Below are 16,439 nucleotides of genomic sequence, written 5' to 3' on the forward strand. Positions count from 1 at the left end.
ACCCAGGCGAAATCCTGTCATTACTTCATCAAAAACCAACAGCATATTTTCCTCAGTGCAGATCTTTCTAAGCCCCTCCATAAAAGAATCTGACGGAACAATACAACCCATATTACCAGCTATGGGCTCTATGATAACTGCGGCAATTTCACCCTTGTTAGCCGCAATCAACGTAATCACACTTTCCAGGTTATTATATTCTGCCAATAAGGTATCCTTAGCAGTACCTTTGGTTACTCCGGGACTATTAGGACTACCAAATGTTACGGCACCGCTTCCGGCCTGAATTAAAAAAGAATCCGAATGCCCGTGATAACATCCGGCAAATTTTATAATCTTATCTTTTCCTGTAAATCCGCGGGCCAGACGAATGGCACTCATACAAGCTTCTGTTCCGCTATTTACAAATCTAATCTTATCAATATTGGGAACCATAGAAACTGCCAATTGAGCTAGTTCTGTCTCTATTTCTGTAGGCATTCCAAAAGAAGTACCAAGCTTAGCTTTATTAATCACTGCATTAATTACGGGTTCATAAGCATGCCCCAAAATCAATGGCCCCCAGGAAGAAATATAGTCAATTAACTTATTTCCATCCACATCGTATAAATAAGCTCCTTTGGCCCTTTCTATAAAAACAGGATCACCTCCAACTGCATTAAAAGCACGGACCGGTGAATTTACACCTCCCGGAATATATTTCTTAGCCTCAGCAAATAAGGCACTGCTTCTCTGATAAATCATACTAATTTATTTTACTCTTTCAGATTTAATCTTCAGTTCCTGTCCAACAGACAAGTTACTGGAGTTCATGCCGTTGAGTTTCATCAACTCATCGACAGAAATAAAATAGGCTCTGGATATAGAATATAAAGTGTCTCCTTTTTGGACAACATGCTTTTTGTAATCATATTTTTTAGGTTCTGCCTGAACCTGATATCCCTGAGCCAAAACTTCCTTGTCGTATTTGTAGAGCTGATACCTTTCAATAAAGGAAATCAATTTTTGAGGATAACTTTTATCAGTGGCATAACCCGCTTTCTTAAGCCCTTTTGCCCATCCTTTATAATCATCTCGCCTTAATTCAAAAAGGGACGCATAGCGAGCCCTAGATGAAAGAAAAATACTATGATCACGAAATGAGTACATTGGATGATTGTATTTTCTAAAACACTCGCCTTTTTCATCATCATCGTGATACTCAAACTCCCCATCCCAACTGTTATGACATTTAATCCCAAAATGATTATTAGTCTTTAAGGTAAGTCTTCCCATACCATAGCCGCTTTCCAAAATACCCTGAGCCAAAGTAATACTTGCCGGTATGCCATAGGCCTTCATTTCAAATTGCGCTATTTCTGAATAGGTAACTAAATATTCTTCTATCGATGACGTGGAAAAGTACGTAAACTTTTTGGCATCCTCGGGAAAAGGAAACTTTGTATAATCTTCATTGGTTTTGTTAGACTTTACAACCTCGGATGATGATTTTTTGGAATAGGTAGTTCTTTTTTTAGTTCCACAACTTAGAAGTAAAAAAACCAAAACAACTGCCAGCGTAGCGTGTTTCATATATCGATTATGGGTAAATTTTTGCTTTTCAAATATAAATTCATTCCTGCTATTCCTTGCAATCCACCGGTATGAATAGCCAATATTTTAGTCTTGGGTTTAAAATAATCGTTAGTAATCATGTCTAATATACCGTAAATCATTTTTCCCGTATAAACCGGATCCAGGGGTATTCCAAGGTTTTGATTCATTTCATTTATAAACGATATTAATGATTCATCAACCCTGGCATAGCCTCCAAAATGGTAATCTGTACATAAATCCCAGTTCCCATTTTCGACAAATTTACAAATATCTTTCTTTAAAAAGTCGCCTTTAAGAGCAGGAAAACCTATTACGCGCTGGTTGGGCGTAGCCGAATTAATAATTCCGGCCAAAGTACCTCCGGTTCCAACAGCGCAGCAGATTACATCAAATTCGCTGTCTGTTGGCGTAAGAATCTCTTCACATCCTTTAACCGCTAATTTGTTTGTACCGCCTTCAGGAACCATATAGAAATTCCCAAATTCCGCCTTTAAATCATCATAAAATGCCTCGGTCTCCTTTTTCCTGTAGTCTGCCCTGGAGACAAATTTAAACTTCATGCCTTGCTTATTTGCAGCAGATAAAGTTGGATTACTTGTCCATGAATCCCTTAATTCCTCCCCTCTAATTACCCCTACGGTTTTCATCCCGTTCACCTTGCCTGCATAGGCAGTTGCAACAATATGATTGGAATAAGCACCACCGAAAGTTAGGATGGCATCATACTTCAATTCCTTAGCCTTTAGTAGATTGTATTTAAGTTTACGATATTTATTACCCGAAATTTGAGGATGTATCAAATCCTCTCGCTTTATATGAAGTTCTACTTTCTTTTTTTCTAAGAGGGGAAGGTATATTTTTTGATTGGTGACCAACACAACTCCCTGGCTTAATGGCTCCAAAAATATTTAATAAAGCTAAAACGTTTTCTCGTTTCAAGGTATTCCATATTTATTTCATTTTGATAGGCCTCGCGTTCAAAACTAATATTTTGATATGCCTTATAGCTGTCAAAATAAAGCAATGATCTAAGCAACCATTCTGAGATATATAAAAAATAAAAAGGAAGTATAAGAAGTTCCTGTTGTTGTTGTAAATGAATCCTTTCGTGATTAATTAAAACAGCATCTTGTTTTAACTGAACATTCTTGAGAATAATAAACGGCCATAAAGACAAGCCCACATAATCCTTGTAAAAAAAACGTCTAATTATCACAATCATAAGCAATTGTATAAGCAGCTTTTAACAAATATAATTGTTAAATTTTATTTTAACCCATAAATTAGGAGAGCTTACCAACATTTTCGTTAAGATGACATCAATAGGATCTGTGTTATTTTATCGGGCTTTGAATTTTCGTGAACTATTTTATTAACAATAATCTCGTAATTTTGCATCTATGAAAAAGATATTACCGCCGGAAGAAGGTGATTTTTACTTATCTGAAGAGGGCTATCGCGTTTTCACAAAAGAATATCATCTTAAGCGCGGGTATTGTTGCGAGAGTAGCTGCAGGCATTGTCCTTATGGATATAATGCAAAGACAAATACACAGTAATTTGCCTGTGTATTTGGCATGATAATTGTGCTGTTATTCTTATTCTTAATGGTTGACAAACCCAAATAGTATTATTATGAAAAAGTTAAAAATAATTGCTGTTCCAATACTATTCATTCTCTTCTTAAGTTCCTGTGCTTCGGTTAATGTTTTATCAGATTACGATAGGCAAACCGATTTTACGGCATATAAAAGTTATGCGTTTTACAAAACGGGAATAGACAGGGCTCAGATTTCCGATCTGGACAAGAAACGAATCTTAAGGGCAATTGAAACGGAAATGGATTCTCTTGGCTTTATTAAGTCTGATGAGCCTGATCTTCTTATAAGTATTTTTACAAATGAAAGAGTAGAGGTAGATGTGTATAACGGCTGGGGTTATGGTTATGGCTGGGGCTGGGGCTGGGGCTGGCCAGGTTATTACGGCTACTACAATCCCTATTTTTGGGGACCCGGTTATTATGGCAATAATGTAAGTACAAGAACGGAAGGTTCTTTATATATTGATTTAATAGATACCGCAAAAAAAGAATTAGTTTGGCAGGGTAGAGGTGTTGGCACCCTGAATAATACGAAAAATATAGAGAAAAAAGAGAAACGTATTCGCCTATTTGTATCGCAAATATTGCAACAGTATCCGCCGGAGGTTATTGCAGCAAATTAAATTTATAACCGCCCGCTTTGGGCGGTTTTTTGTATCTTTATAAGGCATTAATGAACCGTTATGTCTTTTGAAAGTAACCCTATTTTAGATAAACTTCCCACTCATCTTAAACAATATATTAAACCTCAGGACTATGAGGATTATTCAGCCATAGACCAGGCTGTCTGGCGTTATGTTATGCGAAAAAATGTGGACTATCTGAGTACTGTAGCCCATAAATCATATGTAGACGGACTTCATAAAACCGGAATTTCTGTAGATCACATTCCTAATATGTACGGGATGAATCGCATTTTAAAAGAAATTGGATGGGCTGCAGTTGCCGTAGATGGGTTTATTCCTCCGGCAGCCTTTATGGAATTTCAGGCCTATAATGTGCTTGTTATTGCCTCAGACATAAGACAACTTGAGCATATTGAATACACCCCGGCACCCGATATTATCCATGAAGGAGCCGGACATGCACCAATCATAGCAAATCCTGAATATGCAGAATATTTAAGAAGGTTTGGTGAAATAGGATCGAAGGCTATTTCCAGCGCAAAGGATTATGAACTTTATGAGGCTGTCAGATATCTCTCCATAATAAAAGAAGCTGCAGGGACTCCCCTGGTTGATATTCAGAAAGCGGAGAAACACATCGAAGAATTACAGCAAAATATGGGCGAGCCCAGTGAAATGGCCCTTATTAGAAATTTACATTGGTGGACTGTAGAATACGGGCTAATTGGAACTGTGGAAGAACCAAAAATTTATGGTGCGGGACTATTATCCTCCATTGGCGAGAGTGCCTGGTGCATGACAGAGAAAGTAAAAAAAATTCCATACAGCATAGAAGCAGCACACACTTCTTTTGATATTACCCAACCCCAACCTCAACTATTTGTAACTCCCGATTTTGCGTATCTGAGTCAGGTTCTTGAAGAATTTGCCAATTCTATGTCTTTAAGAAAAGGGGGGCTTTCCGGGGTAACCAAATTAATCAATGCTAAAGAATTGGGAACAGTAGAGCTGAGTACCGGGATACAGATATCCGGAATATTCAGTATGGTAATCTCAAATGACGATAAACCAGTATATCTTCAGACACATGGCGAGACCGCTTTGTCGTACAGGGAAAAGGAACTGGTTGGACATAGCAGGCTTGATCATCCCAAAGGTTTTGGTTCACCTGTCGGGAAGCTCAAAGGCATTAATCTGGCCATAGAAGATATGAGCCCACGAGATCTGAAAGCGTATAAGATCTATGAAGGTGAAACTATTTCACTTGAATTTGAAGGAGATATTAAGGTAGATGGCGAAATTATAACAGGGAAACGCAATCTAATGGGTAAAATTATTCTGATAACGTTCCGCAATTGTACGGTAACCCATGGCAAAGAAGTGCTTTTTAAATCAGAATCCGGTTTGTATCATATGGCTGTGGGAGAACATATAGTATCAGCTTTCAACGGCCCTGCAGACCTCAGTAGTTTCGATTTAGTTACCCACGAAATTTCCTCAGAAACAATAAAACCAATAAAATCTGGAGCTCGTAAAAAACTGGAGCAGTATTATAAACAGATACGAGACTATCGTGAAGGTAGTAACACAACTATATCAAGAAACAAAGTGTTTAAAGAAATATGTGAGAAGTATCCGAATGACTGGCTTTTATCTATTGAACTCTACGAATTGGCCAAAAACAATAATGACCTTGGATTTGCACAACAAATCCATTCTCATTTGGAGACCGTTAAACTTAATAATCCAAAAGTGGGACATTTAATAGATGACGGATTATCATTGGTTGATGGCCAATTGGTTAATTAATAATTAATTATGAGATATTATATCTTATCAGCTTTTGTAATCCTTGCTCTTCAAACTATGAATGCTCAATTTGTTGCTAATTATGAAGAATCTAAAGTCCCGGAGTTTGACCTGCCCGATCCGTTGACTACTTTTTCTAAAAAACAAATTCTGACAAGTTCCTCCTGGAACGAATTAAGAAGACCAGAACTGATTAATTTCTTTGAATCTCAGGTTTTTGGAAAAGTTCCCGGAACTTTTGATGGTATTGCTTTTGAAGTTGTAGAAGAAAGCAACTCCGCGCTCGGCGGACTTGCCAAACGAAGACAAATAAAGGCAACCATTACAAAAAATAGCAAAACATTAAGCTTCATGATACTTTTATACCTGCCAAAGGAAGTTTCCCGGGCTCCTGTGTTTTTGGGTTATAATTTTCATGGAAATCATACAGTTATTAACGATCCGGCTATAATCATCTCAAAAGCCTGGTCTCTGAATAATGAATCAATAGGCATTACTAACCATACCTTAACTGAAGAAAGTAGGGGATTACGATCCGGTAGATGGGCGATATCCAGAATGATTGAAGCCGGTTTTGGTCTGGCAACCATTTACTATGGAGAAATAGATCCCGACAAAAATGATTTTACAGATGGGCTTCATTCATTGTTCTATACTGAAGGCCAGAAAAGGCCGGCCAAAGAAGAATGGGGAGGCATTGGAGCCTGGGCCTGGGCTTTGAGCAGAGCCATGGACTACCTGGCAAATGACAAGGAAGTTGATAAATCAAGGGTTATCGTTTTTGGACATTCCAGATTGGGTAAAGCTGCATTATGGGCCGGTGCAATGGATGAAAGATTTGCAGGAGTTATTTCCAACGATTCAGGTTGCGGCGGAGCTGCCTTATCTAAACGCAAATTCGGGGAGACGGTAGCTCAAATAAATGAAAATTTTCCTTATTGGTTCTCCGGGAATTTTAAAAAATACAACAATGCGGAAGAAGAACTACCCGTAGATCAACATGAATTACTGGCTTTAATTGCTCCAAGGCCTTTATATGTTGCCAGTGCAAAGGAAGATCAATGGGCAGACCCTAAAGGAGAATTTCTTTCTGCGTACTACGCCACTGCTGTTTATTCATTATTTGGAGAAGCAGGCATCTCATCAAATAAAATGCCCGGTGTGAATTCTCCAATCCAAAATACGGTGGCCTATCATATTCGAACCGGTAAACACGATGTTACTGAATACGACTGGGAACAGTATATCAAATGGGCGGTTGAACAATTTGATTAAGCAATAAATTTTTGGTGCGAATAAAATCAGTTCGGAGAGAAAATTTCGAAAATATCTTCTTTAACAATTTTATTATTATAGGAAAGCGTCCATCCCAATGAATTGGTGAGAATATAAAACTTAGAGAGTTCACTTATTAATCTGTTTTCTGCATTCTTTTGCAAAGAAGAAGCTTCTACTTTTTTTTGAAGGGAAGCTTTTACATTATTCTTGATCTTATTATAATCTTCAGCGTCAAACGGATTAAAATAATCTGCGGTCACATCATAATACTCAAAATCCGGATTAATTTTAATCTCCGGTTCTGGAATATTTGTTACCCTAAGGGTTTTGGTAGTTTCGTCTACTTCAAAATTAATCTCACTTAGATCATAAGCAACAGTAACTTCAGCATTCACTACTACTAAAGCTCTTTTATCTGCAGTAAAATAAGGACCAAACAACAGTTGAGAATCTTTATAACTGTATACCTCGGAAAAATGACCCTCGGTGACTATTATCTTGGAAACATTTTTAATCTGCTGTTGAATAAGCAAACTATTCTCCTTTAAAATAGATTTTTCCTCCTTACCCTTGTTCCAGGATTGAAAAATCAAAATCATGGCCATTGCAATAACTATTCCTACTAAAACTCGCTTCATATATCGAAATTCATAAATGGGTACTCCTTTTTTACAACCAAAATTTTCTCATTTAGCGACTTCAAAAATAATTGATGCTGCTCTGCCTTCTCATTAAAAGGTCTGTGGGCTAATCCTTTCTGTATTTCCTGAACTACTTTCATTATTTGGTCTGCCTTCTCAGAAATCCAGACACTTTTGAATTTTTCCCAGATATAGTCAATTGCCAGATTATTGGGGTGCACCATATCCTCAGCATAAAATCTATAGTCCCTTAGCTCGTCCAGCATAATTTCATAGGCAGGAAAATAATGCAGGTTTTTATTTGATGAGGCTGATCCCACAATCTTGCCCAAACCTGTAATCAAACTTGCTTTACTTCGTTGATTTTCTACAAATCCATCCTTTAAGTGCCTAACCGGGGAAATTGTAAAAATCACCGTAGCATTCACATTTACCTTTCTGATATTTGAAATTATGCTGTCAAGACTTTCTTCAATTTCACTTTCTGCAAGAAACTCTTTTGTAAATTGTTTTTGTGGCAGTTTATGGCAGTTGGCAACCCTTTTCTCAGTTTTAACATCTTTGTAAACCCAGGCAGTACCCAATGTAATTAATGTATGAGTGGCCTTACTGAGCTGATTTCTCGTATAAAGGAGGGCACTATTTAAATTGCTAAGCAGGTTCTCTTTAGATGGATCACTCAGGTCTGAATGTGCATCAAAACAGTGCCAGCGTTCATTGTAATAAAAAACATCAGCGTCGACATAAGCCTTTTCCTCTATTGCACGAATTATCAAGTTTTCTATTGCTCTCGGGTGGAACAATATGCCAAAAGGGTTTTGAAGGGTTTGAAATTGATAATATTTGATTTTCTCTCCAATATTTTCGACAAAACAAGATCCTAGAAGCAACAAAGAGCTTTGATAATCTATCTGCTTATCCTCTGATTTCAAAGGTACTATTGTTTGAAGTTTCATCCTGTTTTGTGCTGGCGTTATAAACAATCGGTGATATGTCCTAACATTGAATTATAATCCGATTCCAGCTGCTCATCTAACTGACTTATAAATCCAAGAATTCGAATAAGTCGATCAATTTCCTGATTTTGAAGCGCCTCAGCAGCCTTATTTATTTCATTTTGGACCAAACGCTGAATATTGTACATATTTTCCAGTTCATAAAGGCATTCATAACCAAACTCATTGGCTATTCCCATATGCCTGGAAGTTTCCCATGCTATTTCTGATAATTCTGTAAGCTCAATATTAATCTTAGTATCTCCAAGATATCTGTATACCGTGTCATTAATCCTTACAGAATCCTTTATTTGGAAAAAGCCCGAATATTCTTTTTGGAAATCTTGCATTTTGGATATCTCAGAAACCGCATACCCATCACCTTTCAAAACAAATTCTTTGTAGTTTGCTATCGCTTTTGGAATTTTAGTATTTACCTCCCTCGCGGCTCGCAATTCCCCTAAATTATTTTGAATTTCATCCTCTATTTTATCTAGGGCAATTTTCTTATTTGTATTTATCTTACTATCCTCATTCCAGTTATTAAACCAAATAGCCAGGCTAATACCAAAGAATATCAATAAGATCTCACCCAAAATATATTTCCAGTTTAGTAGATTGGATTTAAAAAGTCTCATCTGTTTTATTTTAGGTACTCCTTTGCTTTTTCCAATGCCATGGGAATCCCTTCTGCATTTTTACCTCCGGCTGTGGCAAAGAATGGCTGACCCCCTCCTCCTCCATCTATATATTTCCCTAATTCTCGTACAATCTGTCCTGCATTAAGGTTTCTTGATTGAACCAGTTCTTTAGATATATAACATGATATGGTCACTTTGCCGGCCTGCTCCATTGCGAGTAAAAGGAAAAGGTTTTTCCGGTCTTTCCCCATTTCAAAAGAAAGGTCCTTCATGCCTGAAGCATTTAAATCTATTTTATGTGCCAGGAATTGTACCCCATTTATTTCCTCAATTTTTTGGACTAAGGTCGTTTGAAGATTTTTAGCTTTTAGTTTTAGAAGTTCCTGCACTTCCTTCTTGAGTTTTGTATTTTCATCTTGCAAAGATATCAGAGCCTTTAAAGGATCTTTGGTCCCTTTTAATTGATCCTGTATTTCTTGCAAGACTTTATCATTCTTTTCATATGACTTTCTTACTGCATCACCAGTAATAGCTTCTATTCTTCTTATTCCGGCTGCAATAGCCCCTTCGGAAACTATTTTAAAATGCCATATGGAGCTGGTGTTTTTTACATGGGTCCCTCCGCAAAGTTCAATGGAATTACCAAAGCGCACACTCCGTACCGTATCACCATACTTTTCGCCAAAAAGGGCCATAGCACCTTCCTCCAGGGCTTCTTTTACCGGGACATTACGTTTTTCTTTCAAGGGAATCTGAGCAGAAATCCTCGCATTTACAAAATCCTCAACCTCAGCAAGTTCTTCCTCTGTCATTTTAGTGAAATGAGAGAAATCAAATCGCAAATAATTGGCAAGTACAGCAGATCCTTTTTGCTCAACATGGTTTCCTAATATTTGTCTTAAACCCTGGTGAAGCAAATGAGTGGCAGAATGATTCTTGGATATTCTTTCCCGATAAAGACTATCCACAACCGCCCTCATAGTTTCGGCAGGATGTCTTGGTAGATTTTTTGAAAAATGTAGAATTTCATTATTCTCCTTTTTTGTATCAAGGATATAAACTACATCGCCATTAGGAACTTCCAAATAACCTTTATCCCCGGCTTGCCCCCCTCCTTCTGGATAAAATGGGGTTTGGTTAAATACCATTTGATAAAGAGCACCTTCTTTTTTAGATATTACTTTTCTATACTTGACTAATTTCACCTGGGCTTCAATCATATCATAACCAACAAACTCTTGTTCTGAATCATCCAGGAGAATCGTCCAGTCTTCTTTAGATATTTCTGAGGCTGCTTTTGAACGGTTTTTTTGTTCCTTCATAGCCATCTCAAAACCTGCCTTATCTAATTCAAATCCTTTTTCACTAAGAATCAATTCCGTCAGGTCTATAGGAAATCCAAAAGTGTCATAAAGTTCAAAAGCTTTTCTGCCATCAATTACCTTCCCCTTAGCACTCTCCAGAACATTATCTAATAAAAACAGACCTTGTTCTAGGGTCTTAAGAAAAGAAGTCTCTTCTTCGCGCATTACATTTTCGATACCATTTCGGGAGTCTATTAACTCCGTATATGTATCTCCTAGGATAGATCCTAAAGACCCTATCAAACGGAACATAAAAGGTTCTTTTGTGTTCAAAAAGGTAAATCCATAGCGAACAGCTCGCCTCAAAATTCTACGAATCACATAACCGGCCCCGGTATTACTTGGTAATTGTCCGTCCGCTATGGAGAAGGCTACTGCCCTAACATGATCGGCAATAACACGAATGGCAATATCTGTTTCTTCGTTCTTCCCGTAGGTAGTATTTGTAATCGTTTCAATTTCCCTGATTAGGGGTGCAAAAATATCGGTATCATAATTAGATTGTACGTTCTGCAAAACCATACAAAGACGTTCAAAACCCATTCCCGTGTCTACATGTTTTTTAGGAAGTGGTTCCAGTGTGCCATTTGCCTTTCGATTGTATTGAATAAAAACCAGGTTCCAAATCTCCACTACCTGCGGATGATCCTTGTTTACCAGTGTAGCCCCGTCTATCTTTTCCTTTTCTTCTTTAGAACGTATATCTACATGTATTTCCGAAGAAGGACCGCATGGCCCCTGCTCCCCCATTTCCCAAAAATTATCCTTTTTGTCTCCCTTAATAATTCTGTCTTCCGGCACAATGCGTTTCCACAAATTGTACGCTTCCGTGTCCATTTCCAGTTTGTCAGAATCAGCACTACCCTCAAATACAGATACATAAAGGCTATTCTTGTCAATTTTACAAACCTTGGTAAGGAATTCCCATGCCCAGTTTATGGCTTCTTCTTTGAAATAATCTCCAAAGCTCCAATTGCCAAGCATTTCAAACATGGTGTGATGGTAGGTGTCTTTACCCACTTCTTCAAGATCATTGTGTTTACCACTCACGCGAAGGCACTTTTGTGTATCTGCAATTCTTGGGTTTTTTATTGGTGAATTGCCTAAAAAAAACTCCTTGAATTGATTCATTCCTGCATTGGTAAACATCAAGGTAGGGTCATCCTTGATGACCATAGGTGCAGAAGGGACAATTTTGTGGTTTTTTTCCTTAAAAAAATTTAAAAAATTTGCTCTTATTTCCTTGGAAGTCATCTAATTTGACAAGGTTTTATTAAATTTAATGGTTTGTACAAAACAATTTTTATATTTGTTTGTTTTGATAAGACGAAAGAACAAAAATAGGATAAAATCCATTCATGTCTAAGGTAAAATATTATTACGATCCGGATACCCTTTCATATCGAAAGATAGAGCCAAAGAAATCTCGGCGTTACAGGAATATTTTCCTCTTTTCGGTGGGTTCTGTAATCTCAGGTTTGCTTGGTTTAATTCTTTTGCTAAATACAAATCTATTAAATACTCCCAGAGAACTTTCATTACAAAGAGAAGCCAAGAATTATGAATTGCAATTTGAGCTTCTAAATAAAAAGATGGAGCAAATAGAGTATGTTCTCGGGAATATTGAAGACAGGGATAATAATATTTACCGGCTTTATTTTGAGGCCAATCCTATTCCGGAAGAACAGCGCAAGGCGGGTTTTGGAGGGGTAAACAGATATAAATCTTTGGAAGGATTTAATAATTCTGAGATGATAATTTCCACTACCAAACGGCTGGATATCATACAAAAACAGATGGTAATTCAATCTAAATCTCTGGATGAAATAACCAAGCTGGCAGAGGAAAAAGAAAAACTTTTAGCGGCCATCCCGGCCATACAACCCGTGAATAACGAAGAACTTACACGTATGGCTTCCGGATTTGGATGGCGTTCAGACCCTTTTACCAAGGCAAGAAAAATGCATCGGGGTATGGATTTTACGGCTCCCAAGGGCACACCCATCTATGCTTCCGGAGATGGCGTGGTGAAACGCGCAGATAATAATGCCTCCGGTTACGGCAAGCATATCCGGATAGATCATGGATATGGGTATATGACCCTATACGGCCATCTAAGTAAATACAATGTAAAGCGGAACCAAAAAGTGAAGCGGGGAGACCTTATAGGTTTTGTGGGAAGCACGGGCAGATCTGAAGCACCTCACGTGCACTATGAGGTATGGAAAGAAGGAGAGCGTATAAATCCAATAAATTTTTATTACGGAAGTTTATCTGCCGAAGAATTTGAAAACATGCTTAAATACGCAACTCAGGAAAATCAATCACTGGATTAATGTATATAGAATTGCCAGAAAAACGTTATTATGGAATTGGCGAAGTTGCCAGGGCATTTGATGTAAATACTTCCCTTATTCGATTCTGGGAGAAGGAATTTGATGTCATACAACCCAAAAAAAATGCAAAAGGCAACCGGAAGTTCACTCCAAAAGATATTCAAAATCTCCAACTAATATACCATTTAGTTAAGGAACGTGGATTTACGCTTGAAGGTGCTAAAACTCATTTACGCGAAGAAAGACAAAAGACATTATCAAATTTTGAAATTATACAAAAGCTCGAGCGAATTAGGTCAGAGCTGATCAAAATAAAAAGTCAACTTTAAACCAATACTATAACTTAATTACACAATTATGAAAAAATGGTTAATTCCCGTAATTATCCTTGTGGTCTTAGCATTTGTTGTTTATCAATGGGCCGTTGGATTTAACAATACCTCAGTAGAATATGAAGCTAATGCCAAAACGGCATGGTCTAATGTTGAAAGTTCTTATCAAAGAAGAAATGATCTGATTGGGAATTTGGTGAAAACGGTACAGGGTGCCGCAGATTTCGAAAGAGGAACTCTGACCGATGTCATTGAGGCTCGTGCGAAGGCCACTTCAACCACTATAGACGTGGATAATCTCACGCCGGAGAAAATGGCTGCTTTTCAGGAAGCACAAACGGGATTGTCTTCAGCTTTATCACGTTTATTAGTTACTGTAGAGAGATATCCGGATTTAAAGGCAAATCAAAATTTCCTTGAATTGCAGTCTCAACTCGAAGGGACAGAAAACCGAATTAATGTGGCAAGGGATAGATTTAATGAACAAGTTAATATCTATGACATCTATACTTCAAAATTTCCCAATAAAATTTTAGCCGGTTGGTTTGGATTTGATGAAATGGCCAGGTACCAGGCGAATCCTGGTTCTGAAAATGCCCCCGATGTGGATTTTGAATTCAAGTAATTCAGCGCTTATGTCCAAAGTAGAAGATTTCTTAACCACTGATGAAGAACAGGAGATTGTAGATGCAATTCTTGAGTCGGAAAAAAATACTTCCGGTGAAATCAGGGTCCATTTAGAAATTTCGACCTCTCTTGATCATTATATTCGAGCCCAGGAAGTATTTCATTTGCTGAAAATGGATAATACCAAGGAAAGTAATGGCGTGTTAATTTATGTCGCTGTTGGCGACAAGAAATTTGTAATCTGCGGAGATAAAGGGATTGACAAAGTGGTTCCTGAAAACTTTTGGAATTCCACTAAAGACGTTATTCAGAAGAGTTTCAAAGAAGGAAAATTTAAAGAAGGTATTATTAATGGAATCCTCATGGCGGGAGAAGAATTGAAGGCTCACTTTCCTTGGAAACCTAATGATTCAAATGAATTGAGCAATGAAGTATCTAAGGCTTAGTCTTATTTTATTCTTTTTATCCGGGAGCACTGTTTTTGCACAATTTACAATTCCTGAAAAACCAAAACTCCAGACCAGTGTATACGATTATTATGGATTGTTATCCAATTCGGATAAAAATGCTTTGGAACAAAAATTAATTAGTTATTCCGACAGCACTTCCACACAAATAGTTGTTGCCATAATAAAATCAACGGAAGGTGAAAACATCAACTACCTGGGTGCACAATGGGGAGAAGCATGGGGAATAGGGCAGGCAGTTGAGGACAACGGTATTCTGATCCTTCTGGCGAGGGAAGACCGAAGGGTAGCTATTAACACGGGTTATGGCGTAGAAGCAACACTTACGGATGCTTTGTCAAAAAGAATCATTGAAAACATAATTATTCCTGAATTTAAAGAAGGGGATTACTATGCCGGATTAGATAAAGGATCTGATGCCATCTTTAGTGTATTAACCGGTGAATTTAAAGAAGAACGCCCTCCTGAAGGGGATGGAAACTTTCCTTTTGGAGCCTTTCTGCCCATTATTATTTTTATAGTAATCATCATTATTCTTAGCAGCCGTAACAAAAGAGGTGGCGGAGGCAAAGGTAGAGGCCGAAAAAAAGGATTGGATCTTTGGGATATCATCATCCTGAGCAATATGGGCAGGGGCGGATATAATTCGGGTTCTTCCGGAGGTGGATTTGGAAGCGGAGGTTTTGGAGGTGGTGGCTTTAGCGGAGGCTTCGGAGGTGGAGGCTTTGGTGGAGGTGGTTCGTCCGGAGGCTGGTGATATGGAAATACAAAATGAGAAATCGAAAATAAGATGTAAAAGAATGAAATAATTAAAAATTGTCATAATACTTATTGCTACAAATTAAATTCTGCGCCGCACACAGATTACTTCAACTGAACGGTTTTCACAGTTGAAAGAAGTTTACCATCAGCACCCATGCCCTCAATAAACACCTTGACCTTTTGCTGTTTTTGTTTAGGGAAAGAAAAAATAACTTCGTTCTTAGAATCCGACAACAGTACAGCTTGCCAATTCACGGCCCCGTAGTGTTCAAAAACAGTCGAGTCATAATAAGCATATTTGGGCTCGTAGTACTTCTGTGGTTTAGTGAAGCCATCTGTAATTAATCTTTTGATATATCGTTTTGGAGCATTGAGGTCTACATACGCTCCACTGCTGGTAAAAGCTATATAACCTTGCTTAATATCGTCATAAGCAATGGCTTGGAATGCCGATAAAGGCTTACCCACCAAATCGGAACCATCGGTAGGAAATCCATTTAGGGATAGTGGAATGTTCCTAAAGCCTCCCAACTTGCGGGCAGAGGCTTTGACTGCCAATTTCGTAAACCCAAAGGCATCGGTTTCTATAATCGCTAGAAACCCTAATTTTCTCAGATAGCCAACCAAACTACCATACCTATTTATTTCTTCATTGGTTACCAATTTTACAGTGGATAAAGCGTCGACTGAAAACCTGCTTCTCCGTGGCAACCTTCTTTCAACAACGGTCACTTCATCTAACTGTACTGTATTGTCCATTAATTTTAGAGGAGCATCAACAGTTTCGGTCAACTTCGATTTCAAGCTTGAAGAGTAATCACTACTTTCAAAAAAATCTAAATTTTCACTTTCCACATGAGGTATGAAGGAAAGCTCTAAATCGGGCGCCCTTAGTTTTCCTTTTCTATCGGTCAAAGCCAATCTCAGCGAATCATTATTATAAAATACCAATCCACTTTTTGTAAATTCCTTGTTTTTGGTCAAATCCAACGAATAAAAGCCGGTGGGACTACCGTCATTCACCCACAAACTCTTTTCTTTATCCAAATTTGCGTTCAGTGCCCTTCCCTTAATGGTGATGCCCTGCTCAAATTCAAATTTGTTTGCTGGTGTATCTTTAAATATTGTCTCCCAATCATAACTGCCCCATCCCTGCACCAACAACATTAAATCCAGTTCATAAAGCTTCACACGATTAAACTCGTTAAAATAATAGTAAGGGTCTTCTATGGGATTCCGCAAATAGGGAGTCAGCCAAAACGAACTGAAAATAGAATTAAAGGGATTGTTCGCCATGGTCCCCTCTGGCAATGTAGAGGCACTTAACAAAAAGGGAACCATGTCTGTTTTGTTTATGACCACGGC

18 protein-coding genes are annotated in these 16,439 nt (G+C 37.9%); 9 read left to right on the forward strand and 9 right to left on the reverse strand.

The window, feature by feature from the left end:
- The 4 genes from WBM60_RS05235 to WBM60_RS05250 form a co-directional block, all read right to left on the reverse strand.
- The coding region (locus WBM60_RS05235) for a glutamate-1-semialdehyde 2,1-aminomutase (RefSeq protein WP_424282829.1) at positions 1 to 744 on the reverse strand (744 nt) is incomplete at its 3' end.
- A 6-nt stretch (positions 745 to 750) separates the two neighbouring features.
- Positions 751 to 1,572, reverse strand: a complete 822-nt coding sequence (locus tag WBM60_RS05240; RefSeq protein ID WP_424259353.1) for a glucosaminidase domain-containing protein — start codon at positions 1,570 to 1,572, stop codon at positions 751 to 753.
- On the reverse strand, positions 1,569 to 2,498 hold the full coding sequence (locus WBM60_RS05245) for a 1-aminocyclopropane-1-carboxylate deaminase/D-cysteine desulfhydrase (protein ID WP_424259352.1): 930 nt from the start codon (positions 2,496 to 2,498) through the stop codon (positions 1,569 to 1,571). The genes WBM60_RS05240 and WBM60_RS05245 overlap by 4 nt, the downstream gene beginning before the upstream one ends.
- The gene (locus tag WBM60_RS05250) at positions 2,486 to 2,818 is read right to left on the reverse strand and encodes a hypothetical protein (RefSeq protein WP_424259351.1); all 333 of its coding nucleotides are present in this window, start codon (positions 2,816 to 2,818) and stop codon (positions 2,486 to 2,488) included. The genes WBM60_RS05245 and WBM60_RS05250 overlap by 13 nt, the downstream gene beginning before the upstream one ends.
- A 178-nt stretch (positions 2,819 to 2,996) precedes the next feature.
- On the opposite strand from WBM60_RS05250, the gene WBM60_RS05255 reads away from it, so the two are divergent.
- The 4 genes from WBM60_RS05255 to WBM60_RS05270 all read left to right on the forward strand — a co-directional run bounded on the left by WBM60_RS05255 (position 2,997) and on the right by WBM60_RS05270 (position 6,906).
- On the forward strand, positions 2,997 to 3,155 hold the full coding sequence (locus WBM60_RS05255; RefSeq protein WP_424261037.1) for a DUF5522 domain-containing protein: 159 nt from the start codon (positions 2,997 to 2,999) through the stop codon (positions 3,153 to 3,155).
- 76 nt (positions 3,156 to 3,231) lie between these two features.
- Positions 3,232 to 3,819, forward strand: coding sequence for a DUF4136 domain-containing protein (locus WBM60_RS05260; protein ID WP_424261039.1), 588 nt, complete (start codon positions 3,232 to 3,234; stop codon positions 3,817 to 3,819).
- Between the two features lie 60 nt (positions 3,820 to 3,879).
- Entirely contained in the window at positions 3,880 to 5,631 is a 1,752-nt protein-coding gene (locus WBM60_RS05265; protein WP_424261041.1) for an aromatic amino acid hydroxylase, read from the forward strand.
- A gap of 9 nt (positions 5,632 to 5,640) precedes the next feature.
- Entirely contained in the window at positions 5,641 to 6,906 is a 1,266-nt protein-coding gene (locus tag WBM60_RS05270) for an acetylxylan esterase (protein WP_424261043.1), read from the forward strand.
- 26 nt (positions 6,907 to 6,932) lie between these two features.
- Here WBM60_RS05270 and WBM60_RS05275 read toward each other — a convergent pair whose 3' ends face one another.
- Genes WBM60_RS05275 through alaS form a run of 4 tightly spaced genes read right to left on the reverse strand, consistent with a single transcriptional unit; the run spans position 6,933 to position 11,804 of the window.
- Positions 6,933 to 7,547, reverse strand: a complete 615-nt coding sequence (locus WBM60_RS05275) for a DUF4230 domain-containing protein (protein ID WP_424261045.1) — start codon at positions 7,545 to 7,547, stop codon at positions 6,933 to 6,935.
- A complete protein-coding gene (locus tag WBM60_RS05280; protein ID WP_424278011.1) occupies positions 7,544 to 8,506 on the reverse strand; it encodes a GSCFA domain-containing protein in 963 nt (320 codons plus the stop codon). Before WBM60_RS05280 ends, WBM60_RS05275 begins: the two co-directional genes overlap by 4 nt.
- 17 nt (positions 8,507 to 8,523) lie before the next feature.
- Entirely contained in the window at positions 8,524 to 9,183 is a 660-nt protein-coding gene (locus WBM60_RS05285) for a hypothetical protein (RefSeq protein ID WP_424282830.1), read from the reverse strand.
- Positions 9,184 to 9,188: 5 nt separating this feature from the next.
- A complete protein-coding gene (gene alaS, locus WBM60_RS05290) occupies positions 9,189 to 11,804 on the reverse strand; it encodes an alanine--tRNA ligase (protein ID WP_424261051.1) in 2,616 nt (871 codons plus the stop codon).
- 104 nt (positions 11,805 to 11,908) lie between these two features.
- Here alaS and WBM60_RS05295 point away from each other — a divergent pair, with 104 nt between their 5' ends.
- From WBM60_RS05295 to WBM60_RS05315, 5 genes are read left to right on the forward strand one after another with little or no spacing between them, the layout of a single operon-like run.
- Positions 11,909 to 12,886 (forward strand): M23 family metallopeptidase, encoded by a 978-nt coding sequence (locus WBM60_RS05295; protein ID WP_424261053.1) that lies wholly within the window; start codon positions 11,909 to 11,911, stop codon positions 12,884 to 12,886.
- Positions 12,886 to 13,215, forward strand: coding sequence for a MerR family transcriptional regulator (locus WBM60_RS05300; RefSeq protein WP_299157891.1), 330 nt, complete (start codon positions 12,886 to 12,888; stop codon positions 13,213 to 13,215). Before WBM60_RS05295 ends, WBM60_RS05300 begins: the two co-directional genes overlap by 1 nt.
- 28 nt (positions 13,216 to 13,243) lie before the next feature.
- The gene (locus WBM60_RS05305) at positions 13,244 to 13,843 is read left to right on the forward strand and encodes a LemA family protein (protein WP_424261056.1); all 600 of its coding nucleotides are present in this window, start codon (positions 13,244 to 13,246) and stop codon (positions 13,841 to 13,843) included.
- 10 nt (positions 13,844 to 13,853) lie between these two features.
- The gene (locus WBM60_RS05310) at positions 13,854 to 14,291 is read left to right on the forward strand and encodes a TPM domain-containing protein (protein WP_424261058.1); all 438 of its coding nucleotides are present in this window, start codon (positions 13,854 to 13,856) and stop codon (positions 14,289 to 14,291) included.
- Positions 14,272 to 15,069 carry a TPM domain-containing protein gene (locus WBM60_RS05315; RefSeq protein WP_424282831.1) on the forward strand — a complete coding sequence of 266 codons (798 nt, stop codon included), beginning with the start codon at positions 14,272 to 14,274 and terminating at the stop codon, positions 15,067 to 15,069. The genes WBM60_RS05310 and WBM60_RS05315 overlap by 20 nt, the downstream gene beginning before the upstream one ends.
- A gap of 107 nt (positions 15,070 to 15,176) precedes the next feature.
- Here WBM60_RS05315 and WBM60_RS05320 read toward each other — a convergent pair.
- On the reverse strand, positions 15,177 to 16,439 hold a 1,263-nt coding region (locus WBM60_RS05320), incomplete at its 5' end, for a hypothetical protein (RefSeq protein ID WP_424282832.1).

Origin of the sequence: Eudoraea sp., from assembly GCF_049669105.1 — a bacterium.
Lineage (GTDB): Bacteria > Bacteroidota > Bacteroidia > Flavobacteriales > Flavobacteriaceae > Eudoraea.